The organism is Pseudomonas sp. (assembly GCF_051660785.1).
In the GTDB taxonomy this organism is placed as follows: Bacteria; Pseudomonadota; Gammaproteobacteria; order Pseudomonadales; family Pseudomonadaceae; genus Aquipseudomonas.
On sequence record NZ_JBOFQE010000024.1, the window covers coordinates 1 to 24,607 of the forward strand.

Here is a 24,607-nt window from a genome sequence, read left to right on the forward strand (position 1 = left end):
CTGCTCGCGATAGCGGAGTGTCAGTCGCCATCACTATCGACTGATACACCGCTATCGCGAGCAGGCTCGCTCCCACAGGAGTTATAGCGCCAGTTGGCGGCGGAGCTCGGCCAGTACTGGCGCCGTATCCGGCCGCACACCACGCCACAGGTAGAACGCTTCCGCCGCTTGTTCAGCGAGCATTCCCAAGCCATCCATCGACACCGCCGCGCCGTGTTCACTGGCCCAGCGGCAGAACGAGGTCGGCTCCTTGCCGTACATCATGTCGTAGCACACCGTCTTGCCCGGTTCGATCAAGCTGCTCGCAATCGGCGGAACATCGCCCGACAGGCTCGCCGACGTCGCGTTGATGATCAGGTCCACCGACTCCTGCAACCAATCGAAACCACTGGCCGACACCGGCCCCAGGTCGGCGAACAATTCCGCCAGCAGCTCGGCTTTGTCCACGGTGCGATTGGCGATGATCAGAGACGCCGGTTGCTCAGCCAGCAATGGCTCCAGCGCACCCCGCACCGCGCCGCCGGCACCGAGCAGCAGGATACGTTTGCCCTTGAGGCTGAAACCGGCGTTGACCGTCAGGTCGCGCACCAACCCGGCGCCGTCGGTGTTGTCACCGAGCAGACTGCCGTCGGCGAGTTTGCTCAAAGTATTCACCGCGCCGGCCCGCTGTGCGCGCTCCGTCAGGCTGTCGGCCAGGCGATACGCCTCTTCCTTGAACGGCACCGTCACATTCGCTCCGCGACCTTCAAGGAAAAACGCCTTGGCGAATTCAGAAAAGTCGTCGAGTGGTGCCAGCGAAGTGCTGTAATCCAGTTGCTGAGCGGTCTGCTCGGCAAACAAACGGTGGATCAGCGGCGATTTGCTGTGGCCAATCGGGTTACCGAATACGACATAACGGTCCATCAGAACTCCTCGTTCAGGCCTTGGCCAACCAATCGCGGTCTTGCAGGAAGTATTCGGTCAGGCGGGCTTCTTCGCTGCCCGGCTCGGCTTTCCAGTCATAGCTCCAGCGCACCTGCGGAGGCAGAGACATGAGGATCGACTCGGTACGCCCGCCCGATTGCAGGCCGAACAACGTGCCACGGTCGTACACCAGGTTGAACTCGACGTAGCGGCCACGGCGGAACTCCTGGAATTCGCGCTGTTTGGCGGTAAACGCATCGTTCTTGCGGCGCTGCACGATCGGCAGGTAGGCGTCGATGTAGGCGTCACCGATGGCGCGCATGAACGCGAAGCTGGTGTCGAAGTCCCACTCGTTCAAGTCATCGAAAAACAGACCTCCGATGCCTCGTGGCTCGTGACGATGCTTGATGTGGAAGTAGCTGTCGCACCAGGCTTTGTAGCGCGGATAGACGTCCGGGCCGAACGGCGCGCAGGCCTGTTCGGCGACGCGGTGCCAGTGCACGCAGTCTTCTTCATTGCCGTAATACGGGGTCAGGTCGAAACCGCCGCCGAACCACCAGACCGCTTCTTCGCCTTCTTTTTCAGCGATGAAAAAGCGCACATTGGCGTGGGAAGTCGGTACATGAGGGTTGTGCGGATGAATCACCAGCGACACGCCCAGGGCTTCGAAACCACGGCCGGCCAACTCGGGGCGATGGGCGCTGGCGGACGGTGGGAGGCCGCTGCCAAAGACGTGGGAAAAGTTGACGCCGCCCTTTTCGATCATGGAGCCGTTTTCGATCACTCGCGTACGACCGCCACCGCCGGCGGGCCGGGTCCAGGCGTCTTCGACGAATTGCGTGCCACCGTCTTCAGCTTCCAGGGCAGCGCAAATGCGATCTTGCAGGTCGAGCAGGTAGGCTTTTACGGCCTCGGTGCGGGTCGTCATGTCATCACCTTGAATCGGGCAAAGCTACGCGGCGCTCCATCGGAGCAGGGGCCGGCGCAAATGGGCGCGTAGCATAACATCGCAGACAGGCCTGCCGCAGTTGACGAGGATCAAGCTTAGGAGTCCGATAGGGAGCTTCGCAAATGACCCAAGGAGAGTTCTGATGGCAAAGCGCATCCAGTTCCGCACCCATGGCGGCCCCGAAGTGCTCGAGTATGTCGACTATCAACCCGCCGAGCCTGGACCGCAGCAAGTTCGCGTGTCCAATAAGGCCGTCGGCCTGAACTTCATCGACACCTACTACCGCAGCGGTCTTTATCCGCCGCCCGCCCTGCCATCGGGCGTGGGCTCGGAAGGCGCGGGCGTGGTCGAGGCAGTCGGCAGCGAAGTAACCCGGTTCAAGGTCGGCGACCGCGTGGCGTACGGCAGCGGCCCGTTGGGCGCCTACAGTGACGTTCACGTTTTGCCGGAGGCCAATCTGGTGCATCTGCCGGATGCCATCAGTTTCGAACAGGCTGCCGGTGTGATGCTCAAGGGCCTGACCGTGCAATACCTGCTGCGTCAGACCTATGAACTCAAGGGTGGCGAAACCATCCTGTTCCACGCCGCTGCCGGTGGCGTCGGCTCCCTGGCCTGCCAATGGGCCAAGGCCTTGGGTGTGAAGTTGATCGGCACGGTCAGCTCACCGGAGAAAGCCGCGCTGGCCAAAGCCAACGGCGCCTGGGCGACCATCGACTACAGTCACGAAAACGTCGCACAACGGGTGCTGGAATTGACCGACGGCAAAAAAGTCCCGGTGGTGTACGACGGCGTCGGCAAAGATACCTGGCTGACGTCGCTCGACAGCGCGGCACCACGGGGTCTGGTGGTGAGCTTCGGCAATGCGTCTGGCGCGGTGGACGGAGTGAACCTGGGGATATTGTCGGCAAAGGGATCGTTGTACGTGACCCGGCCGACACTCGCGACTTACGCAAACAATGCGGAAAATCTGCAGCGTATGGCGGATGAGCTGTTTGAGATGATCATCAGCGGCAAGCTTAAGGTGGACATCAGCCAGAAATATCCGTTGGCTGAAGCGGCGAAAGCGCAGACCGAGTTGACGGCGCGGCGTACCACTGGCTCGACTGTTTTGTTGCCCTGACGGACGCCATCGCGAGCAGGCTCGCTCCCACAGTGGATCGGTGTCGAACACAAAATCTGTGTTCACTGAAGATCAAATGTGGGAGCGAGCCTGCTCGCGATGGGCACACCTCGGTCTCAATCCGGGCGAATAACGTTCCCGGTCGCGAGATCGCGAATCACGCTCGGATTCTTGCGCCCGCCAAGGTTACCGCCCAACACGTAATCCACCTGCCCACGAAAATACTGCTCGACGCGAATCCGCGTGCGCGCCGCAGGGCGCCCTTGAGGGTTAGCCGAGGTCGACACCAACGGCCCGACCGCCGCGCACAAATCCCGCACCAACGGATGATCGCTGACCCGCAGCGCCACGGTTTCATGCGCGCCGGTAATCCACAGGGGCAACAAATTCTGATGCGGCACCAGCCAGGTGTTCGGTCCCGGCCAGGTACTGGCCATGCGGTCCATCCACAGCTCGGGAAAGTCTTCGAACAGAAAGTCGAACTGACGGATATTGTCAGCCACCAGAATCAGGCCCTTTTCCATGGACCGGCCTTTGATCATCAGCAGACGAGAAACCGCGCCTTCGTCCCACGGATCGCAACCCAGGCCCCAGACCGCTTCGGTTGGATAGGCAATCACCGCCCCTGCGCGAACGGCTTGTGCGGCTTGTTGCACACGCCAATTGTTGACCATGAAAAACTCTCCGGAATAAGGCTCTGCGCAGTTTACCGATCTTCATTATAAAACCTAGCTCACCCGCGCAAACCAGCGCCCGTTTTCGCACACCGCCTGCCCATCCATTTCCAGTTCCGTCAGGGCTGCCAGCACTTTGGACAAGGCCCAGCCACTGCTGACTGACAGTGCTTCACTGGTGTGGGGCGCGGCGTGAAGCAACATCAGCAGTGGATGAGTGGGCGCCGACAGCGATTCTGTGGATAACGGCAACCGTTGCCAGCCGCGCAAGGCTTCGAGAATGTGCTCGATGGTTTCCACCAACATCGCCCCGTCGCGGATCAACTGATGACAACCCTTGGCCCCCGGGTGATGGATCGACCCTGGAATCGCGTAGACCTCGCGCCCTTGTTCCGCCGCCAGCCTCGCCGTGATCAATGAACCGCTGGCGACACTCGCCTCGACGACCAACACGCCGAGGGATAATCCGCTGATGATCCGGTTGCGCCGAGGGAAATTGCCGGCGCTGGGGCCGGTGTCCAGCGGGAACTCGGAAAGCACCGCGCTGCCCGACGCAATCATGGCGTCGGCCAGCCGCCGATTGCGCTGTGGATAAAACTTTTCAAGTCCCGTGCCAAGTACACCGACCGTTCGCCCGCCGACGTCCAGGGCGGCTTGATGCGCGGCGGCATCAATGCCCAGCGCCAGACCGCTGGTGATGACGAAACCGGCGCTGGCCAGGCTGCGCGAAAACGCAGCCGCGGTGTCCATGCCCGGCCGCGAAGCGCGACGACTGCCGACCATCGCCAATTGCGGTTTTTCCAGGATGCCCGGATCGCCCGCCACAAATAACAGTGGCGGCGCATCACTGATTTCTGCCAGCAACGCCGGGTATTCGGGCTGGTCCCACATCAGCAAATGCTGGCCCGGGCGCTCTAGCCAGGCCAATGCGTGGCTCGCGCCATCGCGCACTTGATCGGAGCGCCGCGCCTCGGCGCACGCCAGGGGCAAGCCCAGCGAGCGCCAGGCACTGGCCGGTGCACTGATGGCTTTGGACGCCGAGCCGAACGCTTCGAGCAATTTTTTGAAACGCGCCGGACCGAGCTCCGGCAAACGGTGCAGACGTAAACGAGCTTCCAGTTCCGCAGGGGAAACCGGTGTGACGGCAGACAGCGACATGGATCATCCTTGATCGTTATGAGCCCCGTACAAACGGGAATAAGCTGTGGATAACTCTGTTGGTAACTTGTGGAGCCTGCTTACGGATTTCGCACTTTGTCCATGACCGCCAGCGAGCGCGAAGCGTGGAGTACCAGCCCGTAACTGAGTTTGTCGTAGGTGCGGAAAACCATCAGCAAACCAGCACGCTCATCGGGAATTTTCAGCGGTTGGCCGGTAATCCGGTCACGCACGGTTTCACCGGTTTTCATCACCACCAGAACATTGCCTTCGGCCAGGCCATCGCGCTGGCCCTTGTTCAGCGTGACGACATCCATTGCGCCAATCTGCGTGACGCCGCGCGGCACATCGATGATCAACCCATTGACCTGGGTTTTTGGCGCACTGGGCATGAAAGTCGAGTTGATGGATCGCTCCTCACCGCTGAACAAACGGTCGCCTAGACGGACTTCCTGAGTCGTGCGTTGCAGCGCCAACGTGGCGACGTCGCCTTCGGTAGCCACAATCTCGCCACCGCCGATGTCATCCGCATTGATCCCCAAAAACTCTTTACTGTCGGGATCGGTGTAAACCTTGCCCTGACGGAAGATGCCGTAACCCGGTTGATCAGGGTCGAAATGGCCGCGGGCGAAAATGCGGTCACCGGTGCCGCTCAGCACGCGTTCGGCATCGCCGGCGACAATGTAAGGCGCTTTATCGAAGTCCTCGACCTTGTCGACGATGCGATTGCTCAGCAAAAAGCTGTTGATCGATTTCAACGGAATGCTCGGGATCGCATCGGCTACCGGCGAGCTGTGCACCCGTGGCGAGAGCTTGATGGTGCCACGCGAAGTCCCGCGATTGAGGGTCAGGCGTGGCTGGCCGTTGACGTAGACCAGCGACAGCGAGTCGCCGGGGTAGATGAGATTGGGGTTTTCGATCTGTGGATTGGCCTGCCACAGCTCCGGCCACTTCCACGGCTCCCGGAGGAATTTTCCGGAAATGTCCCAGAGTGTGTCACCCGCCACCACTGTGTATTGCTGTGGAAAACCTTCCTTGAGTTGCACTTGCCCGTGCGCCAAACCGGCCGAGGCCAGAAGGAGCAAGGCGAGTAGTGATTTCCTCATGCGGTGAATCCCTTTATTATGTGCGTTCGCGTGAAACGCCAGAGCCCTCGTGGCTCGCTCCTCGTTTCTGAAAAGAAAAGGGAGCTACGCTTCACAACGGTAGCCGGCATCTTCGGACCCGCCAGGCCATCGCCCGACTTTACCTCACACGTGCAGCAATTAAGCTTATGGCCATTTTAGACATCCTCGAATTTCCCGACTCGCGCCTGCGCACTATCGCCAAACCTGTGGCCGTAGTGGACGACGAAGTGCGTCAGTTGGTCGATGACATGTTTGAAACAATGTATGAAGCGCCAGGCATCGGCCTCGCCGCGACCCAGGTCAACGTGCACAAACGTATCGTCGTGATGGACCTCTCCGAAGACCGCACAGAACCAAGGGTGTTCATCAACCCCGAGTTCGAACCGCTGACCGACGAGATGGAGCAATACCAGGAAGGCTGCCTCTCGGTGCCGGGGTTCTACGAAAACGTCGATCGCCCGCAGAAGGTCAAGGTCAAGGCCCTGGACCGCGACGGCAAGCCTTACGAACTGATCGCCGAAGGCTTGCTCGCCGTGTGCATCCAGCACGAATGCGACCACCTCAATGGCAAATTGTTCGTCGACTACCTGTCCAACCTCAAACGCGACCGAATCAAGAAGAAACTGGAAAAGCTCCATCGCCAGAACGCTTGATGCCCTTCTTTCAAAGGCTTGCTGCGGCAAGCCTTTTTCTTTTCAGAGATTGCTCCCATGACTGAGCCACTGCGCATCGTCTTTGCCGGCACCCCGGAATTCGCCGCCGAACACCTCAAGGCCCTGCTCGCCAGCCCTTACGAGATCGTCGCGGTCTACACCCAGCCGGACCGTCCGGCGGGCCGTGGGCAAAAGCTGATGCCGAGCCCGGTCAAGCAACTCGCATTGGAAAACAATATCCCGGTGTTGCAGCCGCCGACCCTGCGCAACGAAGACGCACAGGCTGAAATGGCTGCACTGAAACCGGACTTGCTGGTAGTGGTCGCCTACGGCCTGATCCTGCCTCAAGCGGTGCTGGATATTCCGCGCCTGGGTTGCATCAACAGCCACGCCTCGTTGCTGCCACGCTGGCGCGGAGCGGCGCCGATCCAGCGTGCCGTCGAAGCGGGCGACAGCGAAAGCGGCGTGACCGTGATGCGCATGGAACTGGGCCTCGACACCGGTCCGATGCTGCTGAAAGTCACCACGCCAATCACCGCCGAAGACACTGGCGGCAGCCTTCACGACCGTCTGGCAGAAATGGGCCCACCGGCCGTGATTCAGGCGATTGCCGGCCTCGCGGCCGGCACACTGGAAGGCGAAGTGCAGGACGACAGCCTCGCCACCTACGCTCACAAATTGAACAAGGAGGAAGCGCGCATCGACTGGAGCCGTCCGGCCATTGAGCTGGAACGCCTGGTCCGCGCCTTCAATCCGTGGCCTATCTGCCACAGCACGCTGAACGGCGAAGCGCTGAAGGTGCTGGCCGCGAGCCTCGCCGAGGGGCAGGGCGCACCGGGCCAGATCATCAGCGCCAGCAAGGACGGGTTGATCGTCGCTTGCGGTGAGCAGGCGCTGTGCCTGACCCGTCTGCAATTGCCCGGCGGCAAGGCGCTGAACTTCAGCGACTTGTTCAACAGCCGTCGTGAGAAATTCGCCCTCGGCACGATCCTCGGTCAAGCGGCGGACGCTCAATGAATCCACGTCTGGCCGCCGCCAAGGCACTCGCCGCTGTTCTTAACGGAAAAGCCTCACTCAACAGTTCTCTGCCGACTCAAATGGACAAGGTTGAAGACCGTGATCGCGGCTTCACTCAGGACCTGGCGTTTGGCACCGCGCGCTGGCAGCCACGTCTGTCGGCGCTGGCGGCCAAGTTGTTGCAGAAGCCATTCAAGGCAGCGGACGCCGATGTCGAGGCGCTGTTGCTGGTCGGCCTCTATCAATTGCTCTACACCCGCGTCCCGGCCCACGCCGCCATCGGCGAAACCGTCGGTTGCGCCGACAAGCTGAAAAAGCCCTGGGCCAAAGCCTTGCTCAACGCTGTTTTGCGCCGCGCCCAACGAGAAAGCGAAGCGCTGCTGGCCGAGTTGGAACACGACCCGGTGGTGCGCACCGCGCATCCGCGCTGGCTGCAAAAATCCCTCAAGGCGTTCTGGCCTGAGCAGTGGGAAGCCATTTGCGCGGCGAACAACGCGCATCCGCCGATGATTCTGCGGGTCAACCGTCGTCATCACACCCGTGATGCGTATCTCGGCTTGCTGACTGAGGCTGGCATCGCCGCCACGCCATGCGTTTACAGTCAGGACGGCATCATCCTCGAAGCCGCGTCCGACGTGCGCAGCCTGCCGGGTTTCGCCGAAGGCTGGATCAGCGTGCAGGACGAAGCGGCGCAACTGGCCGCCGACCTGCTCGACCTGGCGCCGGGCCAGCGGGTGCTCGATGCCTGCTGCGCACCGGGCGGCAAGACCTGCCACATCCTCGAAGCCGAGCCCAAACTGGCGGGCGTCGTGGCGGTGGACCTGGAAGCCAAACGTCTGGTGCGCGTGCGTGAGAACCTCGCACGCCTGGGCCTTAGCGCCGAACTGATTGCCGCCGACGGCCGCGACACCGCGACTTGGTGGGATGGCAAACCGTTTCAGCGCATCCTGCTCGATGCACCGTGCTCGGCCACCGGCGTGATCCGTCGTCACCCGGACATCAAGCTGACTCGCCAACCGGATGACATCGCCGCACTGGCGGTGCTTCAGGGCGAGTTGCTCGATGCGATGTGGATAACCTTGGACGTCGGCGGCATCTTGCTTTACGCCACTTGCTCCACGCTGCCGACCGAGAACACCGAAGTCATCGAAGCCTTCCTCGCTCGCACGCCGGGCGCTCGTGAATTGGACCTCGCCACGGCGGCCGGTATCAAGCAACCTCACGGTCGCCAGTTACTGGCCCAGGAAGGCGGCCATGACGGGTTCTACTACGCCAAGCTGATCAAGATCGCCGCCGCGCGCGGTTAATGGGTTTTAAGGGAGTGACTGGATGAAAATCATCATCCTCGGCGCAGGGCAGGTCGGCGGTTCGCTGGCAGAACATCTGGCCAGCGAGGCCAACGACATTACCGTGGTCGACACCGACGGCGAACGCCTGCGCGACCTCGGCGATCGTCTGGACATCCGCACCGTGCAGGGCCGCGGATCGTTGCCGACCGTACTGCGTCAGGCCGGCGCGGATGACGCCGACATGCTGGTGGCGGTGACCAACAGTGACGAAACCAACATGGTCGCCTGTCAGGTCGCCCATACCCTGTTCCACACCCCGACCAAGATCGCCCGGGTCCGCGAAGCCGCTTACCTGACGCGCTCCGAGCTGTTCGATAACGAAGCAATTCCGGTGGACGTGCTGATCAGCCCGGAACAGGTTGTGACCAATTACATCAAGCGCCTGATTCAGCATCCGGGCGCCTTGCAGGTGATCGACTTCGCCGAAGGCAAAGCGCAACTGGTGGCGGTCAAGGCGTACTACGGCGGACCGTTGGTGGGTCAGCAATTGCGCCAGTTGCGTGAACACATGCCCAACGTAGAAACCCGGGTTGCCGCGATTTTCCGTCGTGACCGGCCGATCCTGCCCCAGGGCGATACGGTGATCGAGGCTGACGACGAAGTATTTTTCATCGCCGCCAAGGCGAATATTCGCGCGGTGATGAGCGAAATGCGCCGCCTGGATGAAACCTACAAGCGCATCGTCATCGCCGGTGGCGGGCAGATCGGTGAGCGTCTGGCCGAAGCGATCGAAAGCCGTTATCAGGTGAAGATCATCGAGATGAACCCGGCCCGCTGCCGCCATCTCTCGGACACCCTCGACAGCACCGTGGTGTTGCAGGGCAGCGCCTCCGACCGCGACTTGCTGATGGAAGAGAACATCGCCGACGCCGACATTTTCCTGGCCCTGACCAACGATGACGAAGCCAACATCATGTCCTCGCTGCTGGCCAAGCGCCTGGGCGCGAAGAAGGTGATGACGATCATCAACAACCCGGCTTACGTGGATTTGATCCAGGGCGGCGATATCGACATCGCCATCAGCCCGCAACTGGCGACCATCGGCACCTTGCTGGCCCACGTGCGGCGTGGCGATATCGTCAGCGTGCACTCGTTGCGCCGCGGCGCTGCGGAGGCCATTGAGGCGATTGCCCATGGCGATGCGAAGTCGAGCAAGGTGATTGGCAAGTCCATCGAGAACATCGGGTTGCCGCCGGGTACCACGATTGGCGCGATCATTCGTGATGAAGAAGTGATCATTGCGCATGACGACACGGTGATCGCGGCGGGCGACCATGTGATTTTGTTCCTTGTGGATAAAAAGCATATTCGGGATGTGGAGAAGCTGTTCCATGTGGGGTTGAGCTTCTTCTAAATTTGCGTCGGCTGGTCCGGCCCCATCGCGAGCAAGCTCGCTCCCACAATGGATTTCTGCCGTACACAACTTCTGTGTTCACCGAAGATCAACTGTGGGAGCGAGCCTGCTCGCGATAGCGGTCTCACAAAAACAGATCCCCCCCTGACACACCCGAATAAGGAATCCACTAATGCTCGAATCCCTGGAAAAAATGCTCGCCAAGGGTGTGGATAACTCATTGCTGCGCTTCGGCCTGGGCAAGGGTTATCTGGATCTCGGGGAAAACGCCAAGGCCGCCGAGCATTTCCAGCGTTGCGTCGAGTTCGATCCGAAGTATTCGGCAGCCTGGAAGCTGTTAGGCAAGGCCCATCTGGCGCTGGCAGACTTTGCGGCTGCGCGTCACGCGTGGGAGCAGGGCCTGGAAGCCGCCCGCGCCCATGGTGACAAGCAGGCAGAGAAGGAGATGACGGTGTTTTTGAAAAAGCTTGAGCGTCAGGCGCACTGATCAGAGGTAGCGAAGGCCAATGCCATCGGCATCCACCAGCACTACTTCCATGGGCACTCGCGGCGCGCCTGTGGGTAAGTCCTGCACCTGTCCATACACCACCGCGCCTTTAGGCAACGACGACAAGCCCGGATGCTTGACGTAGACGCCCGTGGCCGAGAGGTTGCGGGTCTGGCCGAGGCATTCGCCGAAGCTTTCGTGAGTGATCTTGATGCGAAACGATTTGCGGTGTTCGGACATCTTTTGCGCCCTTGTATGAACCGTTGTGGATAACCCTGGGTTCAAGGTTATCCACAGATCATGCCAATCAACTCAATACCAACGCTCTTCACCCGGTGGCCGCTTCTTGAAGCGCTTCATGCTCCACATGTATTGGCTCGGATAGGCCCGCACATAACGCTCGACCACCTGGCTCATGGCCGCGCAGGACGTTTCGGTATCAGTGCTGTACATGGCCTCCGGCGCGGCTTCGAGGATCACTTTGTACCCCGAACCATCCGGCAGCCGCAGCGCATGCAGGAACACGCCGACCGCTTTACCGCCGGCAAGCATATTCGGTACGAACTTGCTGGTCAGCGCCTGGGTGGCGAAGAACGGCACGAAGATCCCGGCGGATTCGGCCGGTTCCGGGTCAGCGGGAATGCCCACTGCACCACCTTTGCGCACTTCCTTGATAACGCTGAGGATGCCTTCCTTGGTGGAGGCGGCCACGCGGTTACCTAATTGAACCCGCTGCTTGCGCAGCAAATCATCCACAGCTTTCAGCTTTGGCGGACGATAGAAGATGATCGGTTTGCACTGGTTGCAATAGAAGTGGTTCAACACTTCCCAATTGCCCAGGTGGCTGGTGATACCGACCACACCTTTGCCGGAGGCGAGGGCGTCCTTCAGCACGTCGAGCCCTTCGACTTCACGCACCAGGTCGATGGAACGCTGGGCAGGCCAGATCCATGCGCAGGCGCTTTCGGTCAGGGACTTGCCGATGTCCCGCAGGCTCTGGCCGACCAGACGCTCACGTTCAGCCGGGTCCATCTGCGGAAAGCACTTGGCGAGGTTGATCCGCACCACATCACGGGAACGGTTGGGGGTTTTCCACATGACCCAGCCGATGGCCGAGCCCACGGCCTGCACTGCCCGCCACGGGAGCAGGGCAAACAGCCGCAGAGCGCCTACCAGCAAGGCGCCTTTAAACTTATCCACAGGTCACTCCTGATCTTGTGCTGTGCGCGAGGCGGCCATTCTAACCGCCGTTGGCGAGCTGAGCGTAGCGGTCGCAGTCTTGCGTGTGATCCATGACCATGCCCGAGGCCTGCATCAGCGCGTAACAAATGGTCGGACCGACGAACGTGAAGCCGGCCTTTTTCAAACCTTTGCTCATCTCCACCGCGACCGGCGTGACCGCCGGCACCTCGGTGCGATCCTTGAAATGATTGATCACAGGTGTGCCGCCGACGAAGGACCAGAGAAACTCAACCGGGTCCTCCAGCGCCAGCCAGGCCTGGGCGTTGCGACGGGCCGCGTTGAGTTTGAGGCGGTTGCGGATGATGCCCGGATCGAGCATCAATTCATCGATTTCCGCGTCGCTCATCTGCGCCACTCGCTGTACGTCGAAGCCGAACAATACCTCGCGATATCGCTCACGTTTGCGCAGCACGGTGATCCAGGAAAGGCCGGCCTGGAACCCTTCGAGCAAAAGCAACTCGAACAAACCCTGCGCATCGCGTAGCGGCGTGCCCCACTCCTGATCGTGATAAGCCATGTACAGCGGATCTTCGGAACACCAAAAGCAGCGTGGCATAAGGCTCCAGGGGGCGTGCGCAGGACCGAATCGGGTATACTCCCGCTCTTTAAATCGCAGCCCAAGAAACAGGTGAATTTCGTGAGCCAGCCTACGCCAGCCGTGCGTACCTTCCAAGACTTGATCCTCGCCCTCCAGCAATACTGGGCCGAGCAAGGTTGTGTGGTACTTCAGCCCTACGATATGGAAGTAGGCGCCGGCACTTTCCACACCGCTACATTCCTGCGCGCCATTGGCCCGGAAACCTGGAACGCCGCTTATGTGCAGCCCAGTCGTCGCCCGACTGACGGCCGCTACGGCGAAAACCCGAACCGTCTGCAGCACTACTACCAGTTCCAGGTGGTCCTGAAGCCGAACCCGGACAACTTCCAGGAACTGTACCTGGGCTCCCTGAAGCACGTCGGCCTGGACCCGCTGGTCCACGACATCCGCTTCGTCGAAGACAACTGGGAGTCGCCAACGCTGGGCGCCTGGGGTCTGGGCTGGGAAGTCTGGCTCAACGGCATGGAAGTGACGCAGTTCACTTACTTCCAGCAAGCGGGCGGCATCGAGTGCTACCCGGTGACCGGCGAGATCACTTACGGTCTCGAGCGTCTGGCCATGTACCTGCAAGGCGTGGACTCGGTCTACGACCTGGTCTGGGCTGACGGCCCGATGGGCAAGGTCACCTACGGCGACGTGTTCCACCAGAACGAAGTGGAGCAGTCGACCTACAACTTCGAACACGCCAACGTCGAGAAGCTTTTCGAACTGTTCGACTTCTATGAAAGCGAAGCCAAGCGCCTGATCGAACTCGACCAGCCACTGCCGTTGCCAAGCTACGAAATGGTGTTGAAGGCCTCCCATACCTTCAACCTGCTGGATGCGCGCCGGGCAATCTCGGTGACCGCGCGTCAGCAATACATCCTGCGCGTACGCACCCTGGCGCGTTCCGTTGCGCAAGCCTACCTGCTGGCCCGCGCCAAGCTGGGCTTCCCGATGGCGACCCCGGACCTGCGTGATGAAGTACTGGCCAAGCTGGAGGCTGCACAATGAGTGCTCAAGATTTTCTGGTTGAACTGGGCACCGAAGAACTGCCACCCAAAGCCCTGAACACTTTGGCCGACGCGTTCCTGGCCGGTATCGACAAGGGCCTGCAAGCCGCTGGCCTGAACTACGAGACCAAAACCGTCTACGCCGCGCCACGTCGCCTGGCGGTGCTGATCACTTCGCTGTCGACCCATCAGCCGGATCGCAGCATCAACCTCGACGGCCCACCGCGTCAGGCCGCGTTCGATGCTGAAGGCAACCCGACTCAAGCAGCCCTGGGTTTTGCCAAGAAGTGCGGCGTCGACCTGAGCGAAATCGATCAGAGCGGTCCGAAACTGCGTTACAGCCAAAGCATCGCCGGCAAGCCGACTGCGAGCCTGCTGCCAACCATCGTCGAAGACTCGCTGAACGACCTGCCGATCCCGAAGCGCATGCGCTGGGGCGCTCGCAAGGAAGAATTCGTTCGTCCGACCCAGTGGCTGGTGATGCTGCTCGGTGACCAGGTCATCGATTGCACGATCCTCGCCCAGAAGTCCGGCCGTGATTCCCGTGGTCACCGCTTCCATCATCCGGAAAGCGTACGCATCACTTCGCCGGCCAATTACCTGAGCGACCTGCGTGCCGCTTACGTATTGGCCGATGCCAACGAGCGTCGCGAGCTGATCAGCAAGCGCACCGAAGAGCTGGCAACGATGCAGGAAGGTACTGCCATCGTTCCTCCATCCCTGCTCGATGAAGTGACCGCGCTGGTTGAATGGCCGGTGCCGCTGGTGTGCTCGTTCGAGGAACGCTTCCTTGATGTGCCGCAAGAAGCCCTGATCACCACCATGCAGGACAACCAGAAGTACTTTTGCCTGCTGGATGCCGACGGCAAGTTGCTGCCACGTTTCATCACCGTGGCCAACATCGAAAGCAAAGACCCGCAGCAGATCATCGCCGGTAACGAGAAAGTGGTTCGCCCACGCCTGACCGACGCCGAGTTCTTCTTCAAGCAAGACAAAAAGCAAAAACTCGAAGACTTCAACCTGCGCCTGCAGAACGTGGTGTTCCAGGAAAAACTCGGCAGCGTCTACGACAAGGCCGAGCGCGTTTCCAAACTGGCTGCGTTCATCGCTCAACGCATTGGCGGTAACGCTGCCTGGGCCTCCCGTGCCGGCCTGCTGTCCAAGTGCGACCTGGCAACCGAGATGGTCGGTGAGTTCCCGGAGATGCAAGGTGTCGCCGGTTACTACTACGCCCTCAACGATGGCGAGCCGGAAGAAGTTGCCCTGGCGCTGAACGAGCAGTACATGCCGCGCGGTGCCGGTGCTGAACTGCCGACCACCCTGACCGGTGCGGCCGTGGCCATCGCCGACAAGCTCGACACGCTGGTGGGCATTTTCGGTATCGGCATGTTGCCTACTGGCAGCAAAGACCCGTATGCCCTGCGTCGTGCGGCACTCGGCGTGTTGCGCATCCTTATCGACAAGAAGCTCGACCTCGACCTGAACGACGCCGTGGCGTTTGCCGTGAATGCGTTCGGTACCAAGGTCAAGGTTGCCGGCCTCAACGACTCGGTGCTGGAGTTCATCTTCGACCGCCTGCGTGCGCGTTACGAAGACGAAGGCGTGGATGTCGGGACTTACCTGTCGGTTCGTGCACTGAAGCCGGGTTCGGCGCTGGACTTCGATCAGCGCGTTCAAGCGGTAGAAGCGTTCCGCAAACTGCCGGAAGCCGCTGCCCTGGCTGCGGTGAACAAGCGCGTTTCGAACTTGCTGAGCAAGGTCGAAGGCTCCGTTCCTTCGGTCGTGGAAGCCAAGTACTTCGACAATGCCAACGAGTTCTCCCTGTACTCGGCGATCCAGCAGGCTGACCAGGCTGTCCAGCCGATGGCTGCGGCGCGTCAGTACAGCGAATCGCTGGCACGTCTGGCTGCCTTGCGCGAGCCGGTGGATGCGTTCTTCGAAGCGGTGATGGTCAACGCTGAAGACGCCAAGGTCCGCGCCAACCGTTATGCATTGCTGGCGCGCCTGCGTGGGCTGTTCCTCGGCGTTGCCGACATTTCGATGCTGGGCTGAGGGACTGCTGTTGAAACTGCTGATTCTCGATCGGGACGGGGTGATCAATTTCGACTCCGACGCTTACATCAAGTCGGTGGAGGAGTGGATTCCGCTCCCCGGTTCGATCGAAGCCATCGCGCAGTTGAGCAAGGCCGGCTGGACGGTAGCTGTGGCTACCAACCAGTCGGGCATTGCTCGCGGCTATTACGACATCGCGACCCTGGACGCCATGCACGAGCGCTTGCGCTCGCTAGTGGCGGAGCAGGGCGGCGAGGTCGGGCTGATCGTCTACTGCCCGCACGGGCCGGACGACGGCTGCGATTGCCGCAAGCCAAAACCCGGGATGTTGAAAACCATCGCCGCGCATTACAACGTATTGCTGACTGATCTATGGTTCGTCGGCGACAGTCTTGGTGACCTGGAAGCCGCAAAAGCCGTCGATTCTCAGCCAGTTTTAGTAAGGACCGGGAAAGGCGAAAAGACTTTGGGCAAGACCCTACCGGTAGGCACCTTGATATTTGACGATCTGGCGGCGATTGCCGCAGAACTTATCCACAATTAGAGTGCTTTCGAATTTCCTGACCAAGGATTGATCGGGAGTGCGCTTTATATAGACGGGCAGAGCCCGCACGGTAAACGTCGCCATGTCGATACTGCAGGCCATCAGAACGTTCCTCTTTTATCTGTTGCTGGGCACCAGCTCCTTGCTTTGGTGCAGCCTGAGCTTTTTTATCGCGCCGTTCCTGCCCTTCAAGGCGCGCTATCGCTTCATCAACGTATATTGGTGCCGTTGCGCCTTGTGGCTGAGCAAAGTGTTCCTCGGCATCCGCTACGAAGTGAAGGGCGCCGAGAACGTGCCTGACCAGCCTTGCGTGATTCAGTCGAACCACCAGAGCACCTGGGAAACATTCTTCCTCTCCGCTTACTTCGAGCCGTTGAGCCAGGTGCTCAAGCGCTCCTTGCTGTATGTGCCGTTCTTCGGCTGGGCCATGGCCATGCTGCGACCGATCGCCATCGACCGTGACAATCCGAAAGCCGCGCTCAAGCATGTGGCGAAGAAAGGCGATGAACTGCTGAAGGATGGCGTCTGGGTGCTGATCTTCCCCGAAGGGACTCGCGTTCCTTATGGCACCATCGGCAAGTTTTCCCGCGGTGGCACCGCGTTGGCGGTCAACGCAGCACTTCCAGTCCTGCCGATTGCGCACAATGCTGGCAAGTTCTGGCCGAAAACCGGTTGGGCGAAGAAGCAAGGCGTCATCACCGTGATCATCGGAAAACCGATGTACGCCGTGGGCAGTGGGCCGCGCGCCATTGCCGACCTGAATGACCGGGTGCAGAGCTGGAACGAGCAAATGCAAAGGGAAATGGGTTCGCTGCCGGCAGCTCCGGCTGCACCCTCTGCGAACGATCAGGTCGCTGTCTGAGATTCTGTGGATAACCTGTGTACCGTTTTACTGAAAACTATGGATTTATGATCATATCTTTATGATTTATATACATATTTCTTAAACACATAAAACGCGGGAAATGGTGCATAAGTTTTTTTCGGGCGCAAAAAAACCGGCTGATATAGCCGGTTTTTTTATGCCTGGGATTTGCGGTGCACTAAAGACTAAAACAAGGATACCGCTCATTCCGTAGAGGGCTTGTTCTGCAGCTTTTTCAAAGCGGACGCTATTTGCTTGATGCTATTTTCGGGGGTGGGGAGATCCTCCGGCATGGTGCCTCCCAAATCTGCGATGGTTTCGCGGACCTTCTTACCAACTTCTAAGTGAACTTGATTTGCGTGCTGCTTGTTCTTGACGTCATCGCGACGAAGCTTTTCTTCAGCTTGTGTAGCACGGAACAGATTGGCCGCTAATTCAGTAGAACCCATATGATCAAGAATCTTCTGGCTTCTCTTGAGATCTTTACGCCTGTGGATAGCTTTTTGATCAAGCCCCCCATAGAGCCCCTGATATCCATGGTTTAGAAAAATTGCGAAGTCTAGTCCGGTTTCCACACCTGCTTGCTGCGCAACCTCCACAAGCTGGTTGTTATTCATTGCGCAGCAGTAAGCGCTTCTGATCTTCCTTCAGTTGCTGGAAGGTAGTGTCATCGGCAAGCTCCTGCCGACGTGTCTGGATGGCGAAGTACGTTTGACCAGCAGCAATAATTGGCTTGGACGGATCACCGTTCTGGACAACCAGATAGCAGGCGTAGCGCGAAAGCATTACATCCCGCAGCTCCCTTTGAGCCCCTGAACCTATCCTGACCATCACGAGCACATCCTCGAAATGGTCCAGAATAGTCTGACCGCTGTTCGAACAAGCCTCTTTGGCTCTATTCAAAACAGACTGAAAATGGCGATATTCAGAATAATCGAGCAGTTTTGAAAGGTTTCTCGCAGACCAATATTCCGCTCCTTGCTCGTCGATCTGCTTTTGCGTTTCAAAAGACTGGTATTGCTCGTCCATTATTCTCATCCCTCGTCGTTCATCAGCTCAATGTCGTGGCGCTCAGTCAGCGGTCCTATTCTCAACCTATTAACGAAAAAAAACCCCGACGAAAAGGCCGGGGTTTATTTTAGTGAGCTACTGAATGTGTCCAATTAACCCCGGATCAGAAGTCCAGGTTGGACACCGCCAGGGCGTTGCTTTCGATGAAGTCACGGCGAGGTTCGACCGCATCACCCATCAGGGTGTTGAAGATCTGGTCTGCGCCAATGGCGTCTTCGATGGTCACTTTGAGCATCCGGCGCTGGCTTGGGTCCATGGTGGTTTCCCAAAGCTGATCCGGGTTCATTTCGCCCAGACCTTTGTATCGCTGGATGGTGTGACGCTTGGTGCTTTCAGCCATCAGCCATTCAAGGGCTTCCTTGAACTCGGTGACCGGCTTCTTGCGTTCGCCACGCTGGATGTACGCGCCGTCGTCCAGCAAGGTGCTCAGTTGAGCGCCCAGGGATACAACGGTTCTGTAATCGTTGCTGCCGAAGAAGTCGCGGTTGAACGTTACGTAGTTCGACAAGCCGTGGGAGATCAGTTCGACCTCTGGCAGCCAGACGTTACGTTCACGGTCTTCACGCAGGCTGGCTTTGTAGACAAGGCCAGACTTCTCGACGGTGCGCAGGCGGACTTCGTACTGGGCCATCCATTCCTGCATCGCTGCGTGATCGGACAATTGCTCCAGGCTGACAGCCGGCAGGTAGATGAAGTGCTCGGTCAGTTCCTGTGGGTACAGGCGCGACAGACGCTTGAGGGTCTTCATCACCAGACGGAAATCATTCACCAAGCGCTCAAGCGCTTCACCGGAGATACCCGGGGCTTCTTCGTTCAGGTGCAGGCTCGCGTCTTCCAGGGCCGACTGCGTCATGTACTCTTCCATGGCGTCGTCGTCTTTGATGTATTGCTCTTGCTTGCCTTTCTTGACTTTGTACAGCGGTGGCTGGGCGATATAGATGTAGCCACGCTCGATCAGCTCCGGCAGCTGACGGAAGAAGAAGGTCAGCAGCAGGGTACGGATGTGCGAACCGTCGACGTCAGCATCGGTCATGATGATGATGTTGTGGTAACGCAGCTTGTCGATGTTGTACTCGTCGCGACCGATGCCGCAGCCCAGCGCGGTGATCAAGGTGCCCACTTCCTGGGAAGAGATCATCTTGTCGAAGCGCGCCTTCTCGACGTTCAGGATCTTGCCCTTGAGAGGCAGGATGGCCTGGGTGCGGCGGTTACGTCCCTGCTTGGCGGAACCGCCAGCAGAGTCACCTTCCACGAGGTACAGTTCGGAGAGGGCAGGGTCTTTTTCCTGGCAGTCAGCCAGTTTGCCCGGCAGGCCGGCGATATCCAGCGCGCCTTTGCGACGGGTCATCTCACGGGCTTTACGCGCCGCTTCACGAGCGCGAGCCGCGTCGATCATCTTGCCGACGACCAGTTTCGCTTCGTTTGGATTTTCCAGCAGGAAGTCGGAGAAGTACTTGCCCATTTCCTGTTCGACCGCGGTCTTCACTTCGGAAGACACCAGCTTGTCTTTGGTCTGGGAGCTGAACTTCGGATCCGGCACTTTTACCGAAATGATCGCGGTCAGGCCTTCACGGGCATCGTCACCGGTGGTGGCGACTTTATGCTTCTTCGCCAGACCTTCTGCTTCGATGTAGGTGTTCAGGTTACGCGTCAGTGCGGAACGGAAACCCACCAGGTGAGTACCGCCGTCGCGCTGTGGAATGTTGTTGGTGAAGCACAACAGGTTCTCGTTAAAGCTGTCGTTCCACTGCAGGGCGATTTCTACGCCGATGCCGTCTTCACGCTGGATGTTGAAATGGAACACCTGGTTGACCGGAGTCTTGTTGGTGTTCAAGTATTCAACGAACGCACGCAGGCCGCCTTCGTATTTGAACAACTCTTCCTTGCCGCTGCGCTCATCCTTGAGGACGATGCCGACACCGGAGTTGAGGAAGGACAGTTCACGAATCCGCTTGGCCAGGATGTCCCAGCTGAAATGGATGTTCTTGAAGGTCAGGTCGGACGGTTTGAAGTGGATCTGAGTACCGGTGGTTTCGCTCTCGCCAACGATTTTCATCGGCTCTTTCGGAACGCCGTGGATATAGGTCTGTTCCCAGATCTTGCCGCTGCGGCGAACGGTCAGGACCAGCTCTTCGGACAGGGCGTTCACAACCGAGACGCCTACACCGTGAAGGCCGCCGGATACTTTGTAGGAGTTATCGTCGAACTTACCGCCGGCGTGCAGCACGGTCATGATGACCTCGGCTGCGGAAACGCCTTCTTCTTTGTGTACGTCTACCGGGATGCCACGGCCGTTGTCGCGAACGGTGATGGATTCGTCCGGGTGGATAATGATGCTGATGTCGTCGCAGTGGCCAGCGAGCGCTTCGTCGATCGAGTTGTCGACCACCTCGAACACCATATGGTGCAGACCGCTGCCATCGTCGGTGTCACCAATGTACATACCGGGACGTTTGCGTACGGCATCCAGGCCTTTCAGCACTTTAATGCTCGTTGAGTCGTACGTATTTTCTTCGCTCAATGCCTTCACTCCCGATGGTCGTGGGTCTGGGTGATACGGCCCTGTTCCACGTGGAACAGAGCGACTGGCGTTTCCGTCTGCCAGCCTTCCCTCAATAATTCGTGATCTACACAGGTGATAAACACCTGGCAGCGTAAGTCTTCCAGCAAGCGGCAAAGCGCGCGACGGTGGTGCTCGTCCAGTTCGGACGGCAGGTCATCCACCAGATAAATACACTGGCCGCGTCGGGCCTGGCTCACCAGATGCCCTTGGGCAATCCGCAATGCACAGACCACCAACTTCTGCTGGCCACGGGACAAGATGTCCGCGGCGTTATGTGCGCCCAATCTAAGACGCAAATCAGCACGTTGTGGTCCAGCCTGGGTATGACCCATTTGCTGATCCCTTTGAAGGGATCCGGCGAGCACAGCACTCAGCTCGCGGTCCTTGTCCCAACCGCGGTAATAACTGAGCGTCAAGCCCTCGAGCTCAACCAGTTCGCTCAAGGTCTGTTCAAAGACTGGTTTCAAGGCTTTGATGTAAGCGCGGCGGTATTCATCTATTTCAGCGCTGGCCTGGCACAGTTCCCTGTCCCAAACCGCTTGCGAAACGGCGTCAAGTGTACCATGCCGCAGCCAAGAGTTTCTCTGGCGCAGGGCCTTCTGCAAGCGCTGCCAAGTGGACATGAATCGCGGTTCCACGTGGAACACGCCCCAGTCGAGAAACTGCCGACGAATCTTCGGCGCGCCCTCCAGCAAGCGGAAACTATCCGGGTTAATCAGCTGAAGCGGCAGGATCTCCGCCAGTTGCGCCGCGCTACGAGCGTTCTGACCGTCGATGCGTATCTGGAACTCTCCCTGACGGTCGCGAGATATCCCCAAGGCGCTGTGGCCGCCCTCGGCCACCTCAACCTGCCCAAACACCGTGCACGCCAACTGCTCGTACTGAATGACGGGCAAGAGCCGGCTGCTACGAAACGAACGGGCAAGCCCCAGCAGGTGAATGGCTTCCAGAACACTGGTTTTGCCGCTGCCGTTGGCGCCGTAAAGAATATTGATTCGGGGGGAGGGGGAGAAGGTCACCGGGTGCAGATTGCGCACCGCGGTGACCGAGACGCGACTTAAGGACATCTAGCTTCTGCTGAGCATGATTACAGACGCATCGGCATGACGACGTAAGCCGAGTCGTCGTTGTCGGACTCCTGCACCAGCGCACTGCTGTTGGAGTCGGACAGGATCAGGCGAACCTGCTCGGTGGTCATAACACCCAGCACGTCGAGCAGATAGCTCACGTTGAAGCCGATTTCCAGATTGCCGCCGTTGTACTCAACGCCCACTTCTTCTTCAGCTTCTTCCTGCTCCGGGTTGTTCGCCTGGATCTTCAGCTGACCGTTGGCCAATTGCAGACGGATGCCGCGGTACTTCTCGTTGGACAGAATCGCGGTGCGGCTAAAGGCTTCACGCAGGGCCTGGCGATCACCGAGTACCAGTTTGTCGCCACCTTTTGGCAGAACGCGCTCGTAGTCAGGGAATTTGCCGTCGACCAGTTTCGAGGTGAAGGTGAACTCGCCGGTAGTGGCGCGGATGTGGTGTTGACCCAGCACGATACTGACGATGCCGTCCGGCTCGGTCAGCAGACGCGCCAGCTCAAGGATACCCTTGCGCGGCACGATCACCTGGTGGCGATCCGGCTGACCGATATCCGCCTTCATCGAGCACATGGCCAGACGGTGACCGTCAGTGGCCACGGCGCGGATGATGCCTTCAGAAACCTCCAGCAGCATGCCGTTCAGGTAATAACGCACGTCTTGCTGGGCCATGGCGAAGCTCGTGCGTTCGATCAGGCGACGCAGTTTGCTTTGCTCCAGGCTGCACGTCAGCGAGCCAGGGCCTTCTTCAACCGTTGGGAAATCGTTGGCCGGCAGGGTCGACAGGGTAAAGCGGCTACGGCCAGCCTTTACCACGAGCTTCTGCTCGTCGACCTTGATGTCGATCAGCGCATCGTTCGGCAAGCTCTTGCAGATGTCCATCAGCTTGCGCGCAGGCACGGTGATGGAACCCGGATCCGCAGGCTCTTCGAGTTGCACACGACCGACCAGCTCGACTTCCAGGTCGGTACCGGTCAGCGACAGTTGCTGGCCTTCGACAACCAGCAGCACGTTGGAGAGCACCGGCAAGGTCTGTCGGCGCTCGACGACGCCTGCGACCAGTTGCAGGGGTTTCAACAGGGCTTCGCGTTGAATGGTGAAATGCATGGTCTAGTCCCTTGCCTTAATAAGCTGCGCTGGTGTTCATCAAGTGGTCAGTGTACGCAGCAGGTTCTTGTAGTCCTCGCGGATGTCCGCGTCGGATTCCTTGAGTTCGTTGATCTTGCGGCAGGCGTGCAAAACGGTCGTGTGGTCGCGGCCGCCAAACACATCACCGATTTCCGGCAGGCTGTGGTTAGTCAACTCTTTGGACAACGCCATTGCAACCTGACGCGGACGTGCGACCGAGCGTGAACGACGCTTGGACAGCAGATCGGATATCTTGATCTTGTAGTACTCGGCGACCGTGCGCTGAATGTTATCCACAGAGACCAGTTTGTCTTGCAGCGCCAACAAGTCTTTCAGAGATTCGCGAATCAACTCGATGGTGATATCGCGACCCATGAAGTGAGAGTGGGCAATGACGCGTTTGAGCGCACCTTCCAGCTCGCGGACGTTGGAGCGAATGCGCTGGGCAATGAAGAATGCCGCATCGTGTGGCAGATCGACTTTAGCCTGGTCGGCCTTTTTCATCAGGATCGCTACGCGGGTTTCCAGCTCCGGAGGCTCGACGGCAACCGTCAGGCCCCAGCCGAAGCGGGATTTAAGGCGTTCTTCAAGTCCTTCGATTTCTTTTGGATAGCGGTCACTGGTAAGGATGACCTGCTGGCCACCTTCAAGCAGGGCGTTGAAGGTGTGGAAAAACTCTTCCTGGGATCGCTCTTTGCGGGCGAAGAACTGAATGTCATCGATCAGCAACGCATCCACCGAACGGTAGAAGCGCTTGAACTCATTGATCGCGTTCAGCTGCAGGGCCTTGACCATGTCAGCGACAAAGCGCTCCGAGTGCAGGTAAACGACCTTGGCATTCGGGTTCTTCTTTAATAGGTGGTTACCCACCGCGTGCATCAAGTGGGTCTTACCCAGGCCGACGCCACCATAAAGGAACAGCGGGTTGTAACCGTGCTTCGGGTTATCCGCCACTTGCCAGGCTGCAGCCCGGGCCAGTTGGTTGGATTTACCTTCAACGAAGTTTTCGAAGGTGAAGGTCCGGTTCAGGTAGCTGGTGTGCTTGAGCGCGCCCTCGACCTGCACCGTGCGCTGCTCGGAGCGAACCGGTGCCTGTTGCGAACTGGCGCCGGCCATTGGGTCGAAGCTGTCGCGAGACGGCTCTTCACTCACCTCGGCGACTTTTTGCGTTGCACGCTTGGTCTGTTGGACCGCGGGAGCAGGTGCTGGCGCGCTGAGTGGTGCTTGAGCGGCCTGAGCCTGGGAAGCTGCGGCAGCCAACGGTGCATTCGGTGCCGCACGCGGTGCCGAACTGCGTTTGCTGCCTATTAATAAGGAGAGCGCAGGCGCCATGCCATTGCCATGCTCATCCAGCAGTTCAAGGACGCGGCCCAGGTACTTTTCGTTTACCCAGTCGAGAACAAAACGATTCGGTGCGTAAACACGCAACTCGTCGCCTTCGGCTTCGACCTGTAGTGGACGGATCCAAGTGTTGAATTGTTGGGCAGGCAGCTCATCGCGCAAAAGCTCCACGCACTGCTGCCAAAGTTCCACTGACACGGATATCCCCTAAGTTGAAAGCCGGTGAGGCAAAAACAAGCGGCCATTGTAGCGGCCAGACGTCCACTTATCCACATGCAGGTTGCGCACAGGCCATGAATTATCAACGCGGTAACCGTCAAAAAGACGACCAATGGT

General features: G+C 59.3%; 24 protein-coding genes. 10 read left to right on the top strand and 14 right to left on the bottom strand.

Annotated features, from left to right (window positions below; all coding sequences use genetic code 11):
- Nucleotides 1-81: 81 nt before the first annotated feature.
- Nucleotides 82-903: a shikimate dehydrogenase gene (gene aroE / locus ACRC4F_RS06185; protein ID WP_438658547.1), complete on the bottom strand. Its 822-nt coding sequence runs from the start codon at nt 901-903 to the stop codon at nt 82-84.
- Nucleotides 904-916: 13 nt separating this feature from the next.
- The gene (gene hemF / locus ACRC4F_RS06190; protein WP_438658548.1) at nt 917-1,831 is read right to left on the bottom strand and encodes an oxygen-dependent coproporphyrinogen oxidase; all 915 of its coding nucleotides are present in this window, start codon (nt 1,829-1,831) and stop codon (nt 917-919) included.
- Nucleotides 1,832-1,994: 163 nt separating this feature from the next.
- On the opposite strand from hemF, the gene ACRC4F_RS06195 reads away from it, so the two are divergent.
- A complete protein-coding gene (locus tag ACRC4F_RS06195; RefSeq protein ID WP_438658549.1) occupies nt 1,995-2,972 on the top strand; it encodes an NADPH:quinone reductase in 978 nt (325 codons plus the stop codon).
- 116 nt (nt 2,973-3,088) lie between these two features.
- On the opposite strand, the gene ACRC4F_RS06200 is transcribed toward ACRC4F_RS06195, so the two are convergent.
- The 3 genes from ACRC4F_RS06200 to ACRC4F_RS06210 all read right to left on the bottom strand — a co-directional run bounded on the left by ACRC4F_RS06200 (nt 3,089) and on the right by ACRC4F_RS06210 (nt 5,910).
- Entirely contained in the window at nt 3,089-3,646 is a 558-nt protein-coding gene (locus ACRC4F_RS06200; RefSeq protein WP_438658550.1) for an L-threonylcarbamoyladenylate synthase, read from the bottom strand.
- Nucleotides 3,647-3,700: 54 nt separating this feature from the next.
- Nucleotides 3,701-4,804, bottom strand: coding sequence for a DNA-processing protein DprA (gene dprA / locus ACRC4F_RS06205; RefSeq protein ID WP_438658551.1), 1,104 nt, complete (start codon nt 4,802-4,804; stop codon nt 3,701-3,703).
- Nucleotides 4,805-4,884: 80 nt separating this feature from the next.
- Entirely contained in the window at nt 4,885-5,910 is a 1,026-nt protein-coding gene (locus tag ACRC4F_RS06210) for a LysM peptidoglycan-binding domain-containing protein (protein ID WP_438658552.1), read from the bottom strand.
- Between the two features lie 167 nt (nt 5,911-6,077).
- Between ACRC4F_RS06210 and def the strand changes: the two genes are divergently transcribed.
- From def to ACRC4F_RS06235, 5 genes are all read left to right on the top strand, one after another.
- Complete coding sequence (gene def / locus ACRC4F_RS06215) at nt 6,078-6,584, top strand: peptide deformylase (protein WP_438658553.1); 507 nt, start codon at nt 6,078-6,080, stop codon at nt 6,582-6,584.
- Between the two features lie 57 nt (nt 6,585-6,641).
- Nucleotides 6,642-7,601, top strand: coding sequence for a methionyl-tRNA formyltransferase (fmt, locus tag ACRC4F_RS06220; RefSeq protein ID WP_438658554.1), 960 nt, complete (start codon nt 6,642-6,644; stop codon nt 7,599-7,601).
- Nucleotides 7,598-8,908: a 16S rRNA (cytosine(967)-C(5))-methyltransferase RsmB gene (gene rsmB, locus ACRC4F_RS06225; RefSeq protein WP_438658555.1), complete on the top strand. Its 1,311-nt coding sequence runs from the start codon at nt 7,598-7,600 to the stop codon at nt 8,906-8,908. The genes fmt and rsmB overlap by 4 nt, the downstream gene beginning before the upstream one ends.
- A gap of 22 nt (nt 8,909-8,930) precedes the next feature.
- Nucleotides 8,931-10,304, top strand: a complete 1,374-nt coding sequence (gene trkA, locus ACRC4F_RS06230) for a Trk system potassium transporter TrkA (protein ID WP_438658556.1) — start codon at nt 8,931-8,933, stop codon at nt 10,302-10,304.
- 172 nt (nt 10,305-10,476) lie between these two features.
- Complete coding sequence (locus tag ACRC4F_RS06235) at nt 10,477-10,791, top strand: tetratricopeptide repeat protein (RefSeq protein ID WP_438658557.1); 315 nt, start codon at nt 10,477-10,479, stop codon at nt 10,789-10,791.
- On the opposite strand, the gene ACRC4F_RS06240 is transcribed toward ACRC4F_RS06235, so the two are convergent.
- The 3 genes from ACRC4F_RS06240 to tag all read right to left on the bottom strand — a co-directional run bounded on the left by ACRC4F_RS06240 (nt 10,792) and on the right by tag (nt 12,589).
- A complete protein-coding gene (locus ACRC4F_RS06240; protein WP_438658558.1) occupies nt 10,792-11,031 on the bottom strand; it encodes a PilZ domain-containing protein in 240 nt (79 codons plus the stop codon).
- Nucleotides 11,032-11,103: 72 nt separating this feature from the next.
- Complete coding sequence (locus ACRC4F_RS06245; protein ID WP_438658559.1) at nt 11,104-11,991, bottom strand: lysophospholipid acyltransferase; 888 nt, start codon at nt 11,989-11,991, stop codon at nt 11,104-11,106.
- A gap of 40 nt (nt 11,992-12,031) precedes the next feature.
- Nucleotides 12,032-12,589 (bottom strand): DNA-3-methyladenine glycosylase I, encoded by a 558-nt coding sequence (gene tag, locus ACRC4F_RS06250; RefSeq protein WP_438658560.1) that lies wholly within the window; start codon nt 12,587-12,589, stop codon nt 12,032-12,034.
- An 81-nt stretch (nt 12,590-12,670) separates the two neighbouring features.
- Between tag and glyQ the strand changes: the two genes are divergently transcribed.
- From glyQ to ACRC4F_RS06270, 4 genes are all read left to right on the top strand, one after another.
- Entirely contained in the window at nt 12,671-13,624 is a 954-nt protein-coding gene (glyQ, locus tag ACRC4F_RS06255) for a glycine--tRNA ligase subunit alpha (RefSeq protein WP_008155694.1), read from the top strand.
- On the top strand, nt 13,621-15,675 hold the full coding sequence (gene glyS, locus ACRC4F_RS06260; RefSeq protein WP_438658561.1) for a glycine--tRNA ligase subunit beta: 2,055 nt from the start codon (nt 13,621-13,623) through the stop codon (nt 15,673-15,675). Before glyQ ends, glyS begins: the two co-directional genes overlap by 4 nt.
- Nucleotides 15,676-15,679: 4 nt before the next feature.
- Entirely contained in the window at nt 15,680-16,219 is a 540-nt protein-coding gene (gmhB, locus tag ACRC4F_RS06265) for a D-glycero-beta-D-manno-heptose 1,7-bisphosphate 7-phosphatase (RefSeq protein ID WP_438658580.1), read from the top strand.
- Between the two features lie 82 nt (nt 16,220-16,301).
- Entirely contained in the window at nt 16,302-17,081 is a 780-nt protein-coding gene (locus ACRC4F_RS06270) for a lysophospholipid acyltransferase family protein (protein WP_438658562.1), read from the top strand.
- Nucleotides 17,082-17,287: 206 nt separating this feature from the next.
- Here the strand turns inward: ACRC4F_RS06270 and ACRC4F_RS06275 are convergent, their stop codons facing one another.
- The 6 genes from ACRC4F_RS06275 to dnaA all read right to left on the bottom strand — a co-directional run bounded on the left by ACRC4F_RS06275 (nt 17,288) and on the right by dnaA (nt 24,469).
- Nucleotides 17,288-17,701 (bottom strand): hypothetical protein, encoded by a 414-nt coding sequence (locus ACRC4F_RS06275; protein ID WP_438658563.1) that lies wholly within the window; start codon nt 17,699-17,701, stop codon nt 17,288-17,290.
- On the bottom strand, nt 17,694-18,113 hold the full coding sequence (locus ACRC4F_RS06280) for a BRO family protein (RefSeq protein ID WP_438658564.1): 420 nt from the start codon (nt 18,111-18,113) through the stop codon (nt 17,694-17,696). The genes ACRC4F_RS06275 and ACRC4F_RS06280 overlap by 8 nt, the downstream gene beginning before the upstream one ends.
- Before the next feature lie 145 nt (nt 18,114-18,258).
- Nucleotides 18,259-20,676 carry a DNA topoisomerase (ATP-hydrolyzing) subunit B gene (gene gyrB, locus ACRC4F_RS06285; protein ID WP_438658565.1) on the bottom strand — a complete coding sequence of 806 codons (2,418 nt, stop codon included), beginning with the start codon at nt 20,674-20,676 and terminating at the stop codon, nt 18,259-18,261.
- A 5-nt stretch (nt 20,677-20,681) separates the two neighbouring features.
- Complete coding sequence (gene recF, locus ACRC4F_RS06290) at nt 20,682-21,785, bottom strand: DNA replication/repair protein RecF (protein WP_438658566.1); 1,104 nt, start codon at nt 21,783-21,785, stop codon at nt 20,682-20,684.
- Nucleotides 21,786-21,805: 20 nt separating this feature from the next.
- Entirely contained in the window at nt 21,806-22,909 is a 1,104-nt protein-coding gene (gene dnaN / locus ACRC4F_RS06295) for a DNA polymerase III subunit beta (RefSeq protein WP_008155702.1), read from the bottom strand.
- Nucleotides 22,910-22,948: 39 nt separating this feature from the next.
- On the bottom strand, nt 22,949-24,469 hold the full coding sequence (gene dnaA, locus ACRC4F_RS06300; RefSeq protein WP_438658567.1) for a chromosomal replication initiator protein DnaA: 1,521 nt from the start codon (nt 24,467-24,469) through the stop codon (nt 22,949-22,951).
- Between the last annotated feature and the right edge of the window lie 138 nt (nt 24,470-24,607).

Excerpts from the sequence above, each read along its gene's own strand:
- ACRC4F_RS06280 (WP_438658564.1), bottom strand. The coding sequence starts at position 18,113 with ATGGACGAGCAATACCAGTCTTTTGAAACGCAAAAGCAGATCGACGAG.
- ACRC4F_RS06240 (WP_438658558.1), bottom strand. The coding sequence starts at position 11,031 with ATGTCCGAACACCGCAAATCGTTTCGCATCAAGATCACTCACGAAAGC.
- glyS (WP_438658561.1), top strand. The coding sequence starts at position 13,621 with ATGAGTGCTCAAGATTTTCTGGTTGAACTGGGCACCGAAGAACTGCCA.
- hemF (WP_438658548.1), bottom strand. The coding sequence starts at position 1,831 with ATGACGACCCGCACCGAGGCCGTAAAAGCCTACCTGCTCGACCTGCAA.
- aroE (WP_438658547.1), bottom strand. The coding sequence starts at position 903 with ATGGACCGTTATGTCGTATTCGGTAACCCGATTGGCCACAGCAAATCG.
- def (WP_438658553.1), top strand. The coding sequence starts at position 6,078 with ATGGCCATTTTAGACATCCTCGAATTTCCCGACTCGCGCCTGCGCACT.
- tag (WP_438658560.1), bottom strand. The coding sequence starts at position 12,589 with ATGCCACGCTGCTTTTGGTGTTCCGAAGATCCGCTGTACATGGCTTAT.
- ACRC4F_RS06275 (WP_438658563.1), bottom strand. The coding sequence starts at position 17,701 with ATGAATAACAACCAGCTTGTGGAGGTTGCGCAGCAAGCAGGTGTGGAA.
- dnaN (WP_008155702.1), bottom strand. The coding sequence starts at position 22,909 with ATGCATTTCACCATTCAACGCGAAGCCCTGTTGAAACCCCTGCAACTG.
- ACRC4F_RS06210 (WP_438658552.1), bottom strand. The coding sequence starts at position 5,910 with ATGAGGAAATCACTACTCGCCTTGCTCCTTCTGGCCTCGGCCGGTTTG.
- rsmB (WP_438658555.1), top strand. The coding sequence starts at position 7,598 with ATGAATCCACGTCTGGCCGCCGCCAAGGCACTCGCCGCTGTTCTTAAC.
- ACRC4F_RS06235 (WP_438658557.1), top strand. The coding sequence starts at position 10,477 with ATGCTCGAATCCCTGGAAAAAATGCTCGCCAAGGGTGTGGATAACTCA.
- ACRC4F_RS06200 (WP_438658550.1), bottom strand. The coding sequence starts at position 3,646 with ATGGTCAACAATTGGCGTGTGCAACAAGCCGCACAAGCCGTTCGCGCA.
- trkA (WP_438658556.1), top strand. The coding sequence starts at position 8,931 with ATGAAAATCATCATCCTCGGCGCAGGGCAGGTCGGCGGTTCGCTGGCA.
- recF (WP_438658566.1), bottom strand. The coding sequence starts at position 21,785 with ATGTCCTTAAGTCGCGTCTCGGTCACCGCGGTGCGCAATCTGCACCCG.
- fmt (WP_438658554.1), top strand. The coding sequence starts at position 6,642 with ATGACTGAGCCACTGCGCATCGTCTTTGCCGGCACCCCGGAATTCGCC.
- dprA (WP_438658551.1), bottom strand. The coding sequence starts at position 4,804 with ATGTCGCTGTCTGCCGTCACACCGGTTTCCCCTGCGGAACTGGAAGCT.
- ACRC4F_RS06195 (WP_438658549.1), top strand. The coding sequence starts at position 1,995 with ATGGCAAAGCGCATCCAGTTCCGCACCCATGGCGGCCCCGAAGTGCTC.
- ACRC4F_RS06270 (WP_438658562.1), top strand. The coding sequence starts at position 16,302 with ATGTCGATACTGCAGGCCATCAGAACGTTCCTCTTTTATCTGTTGCTG.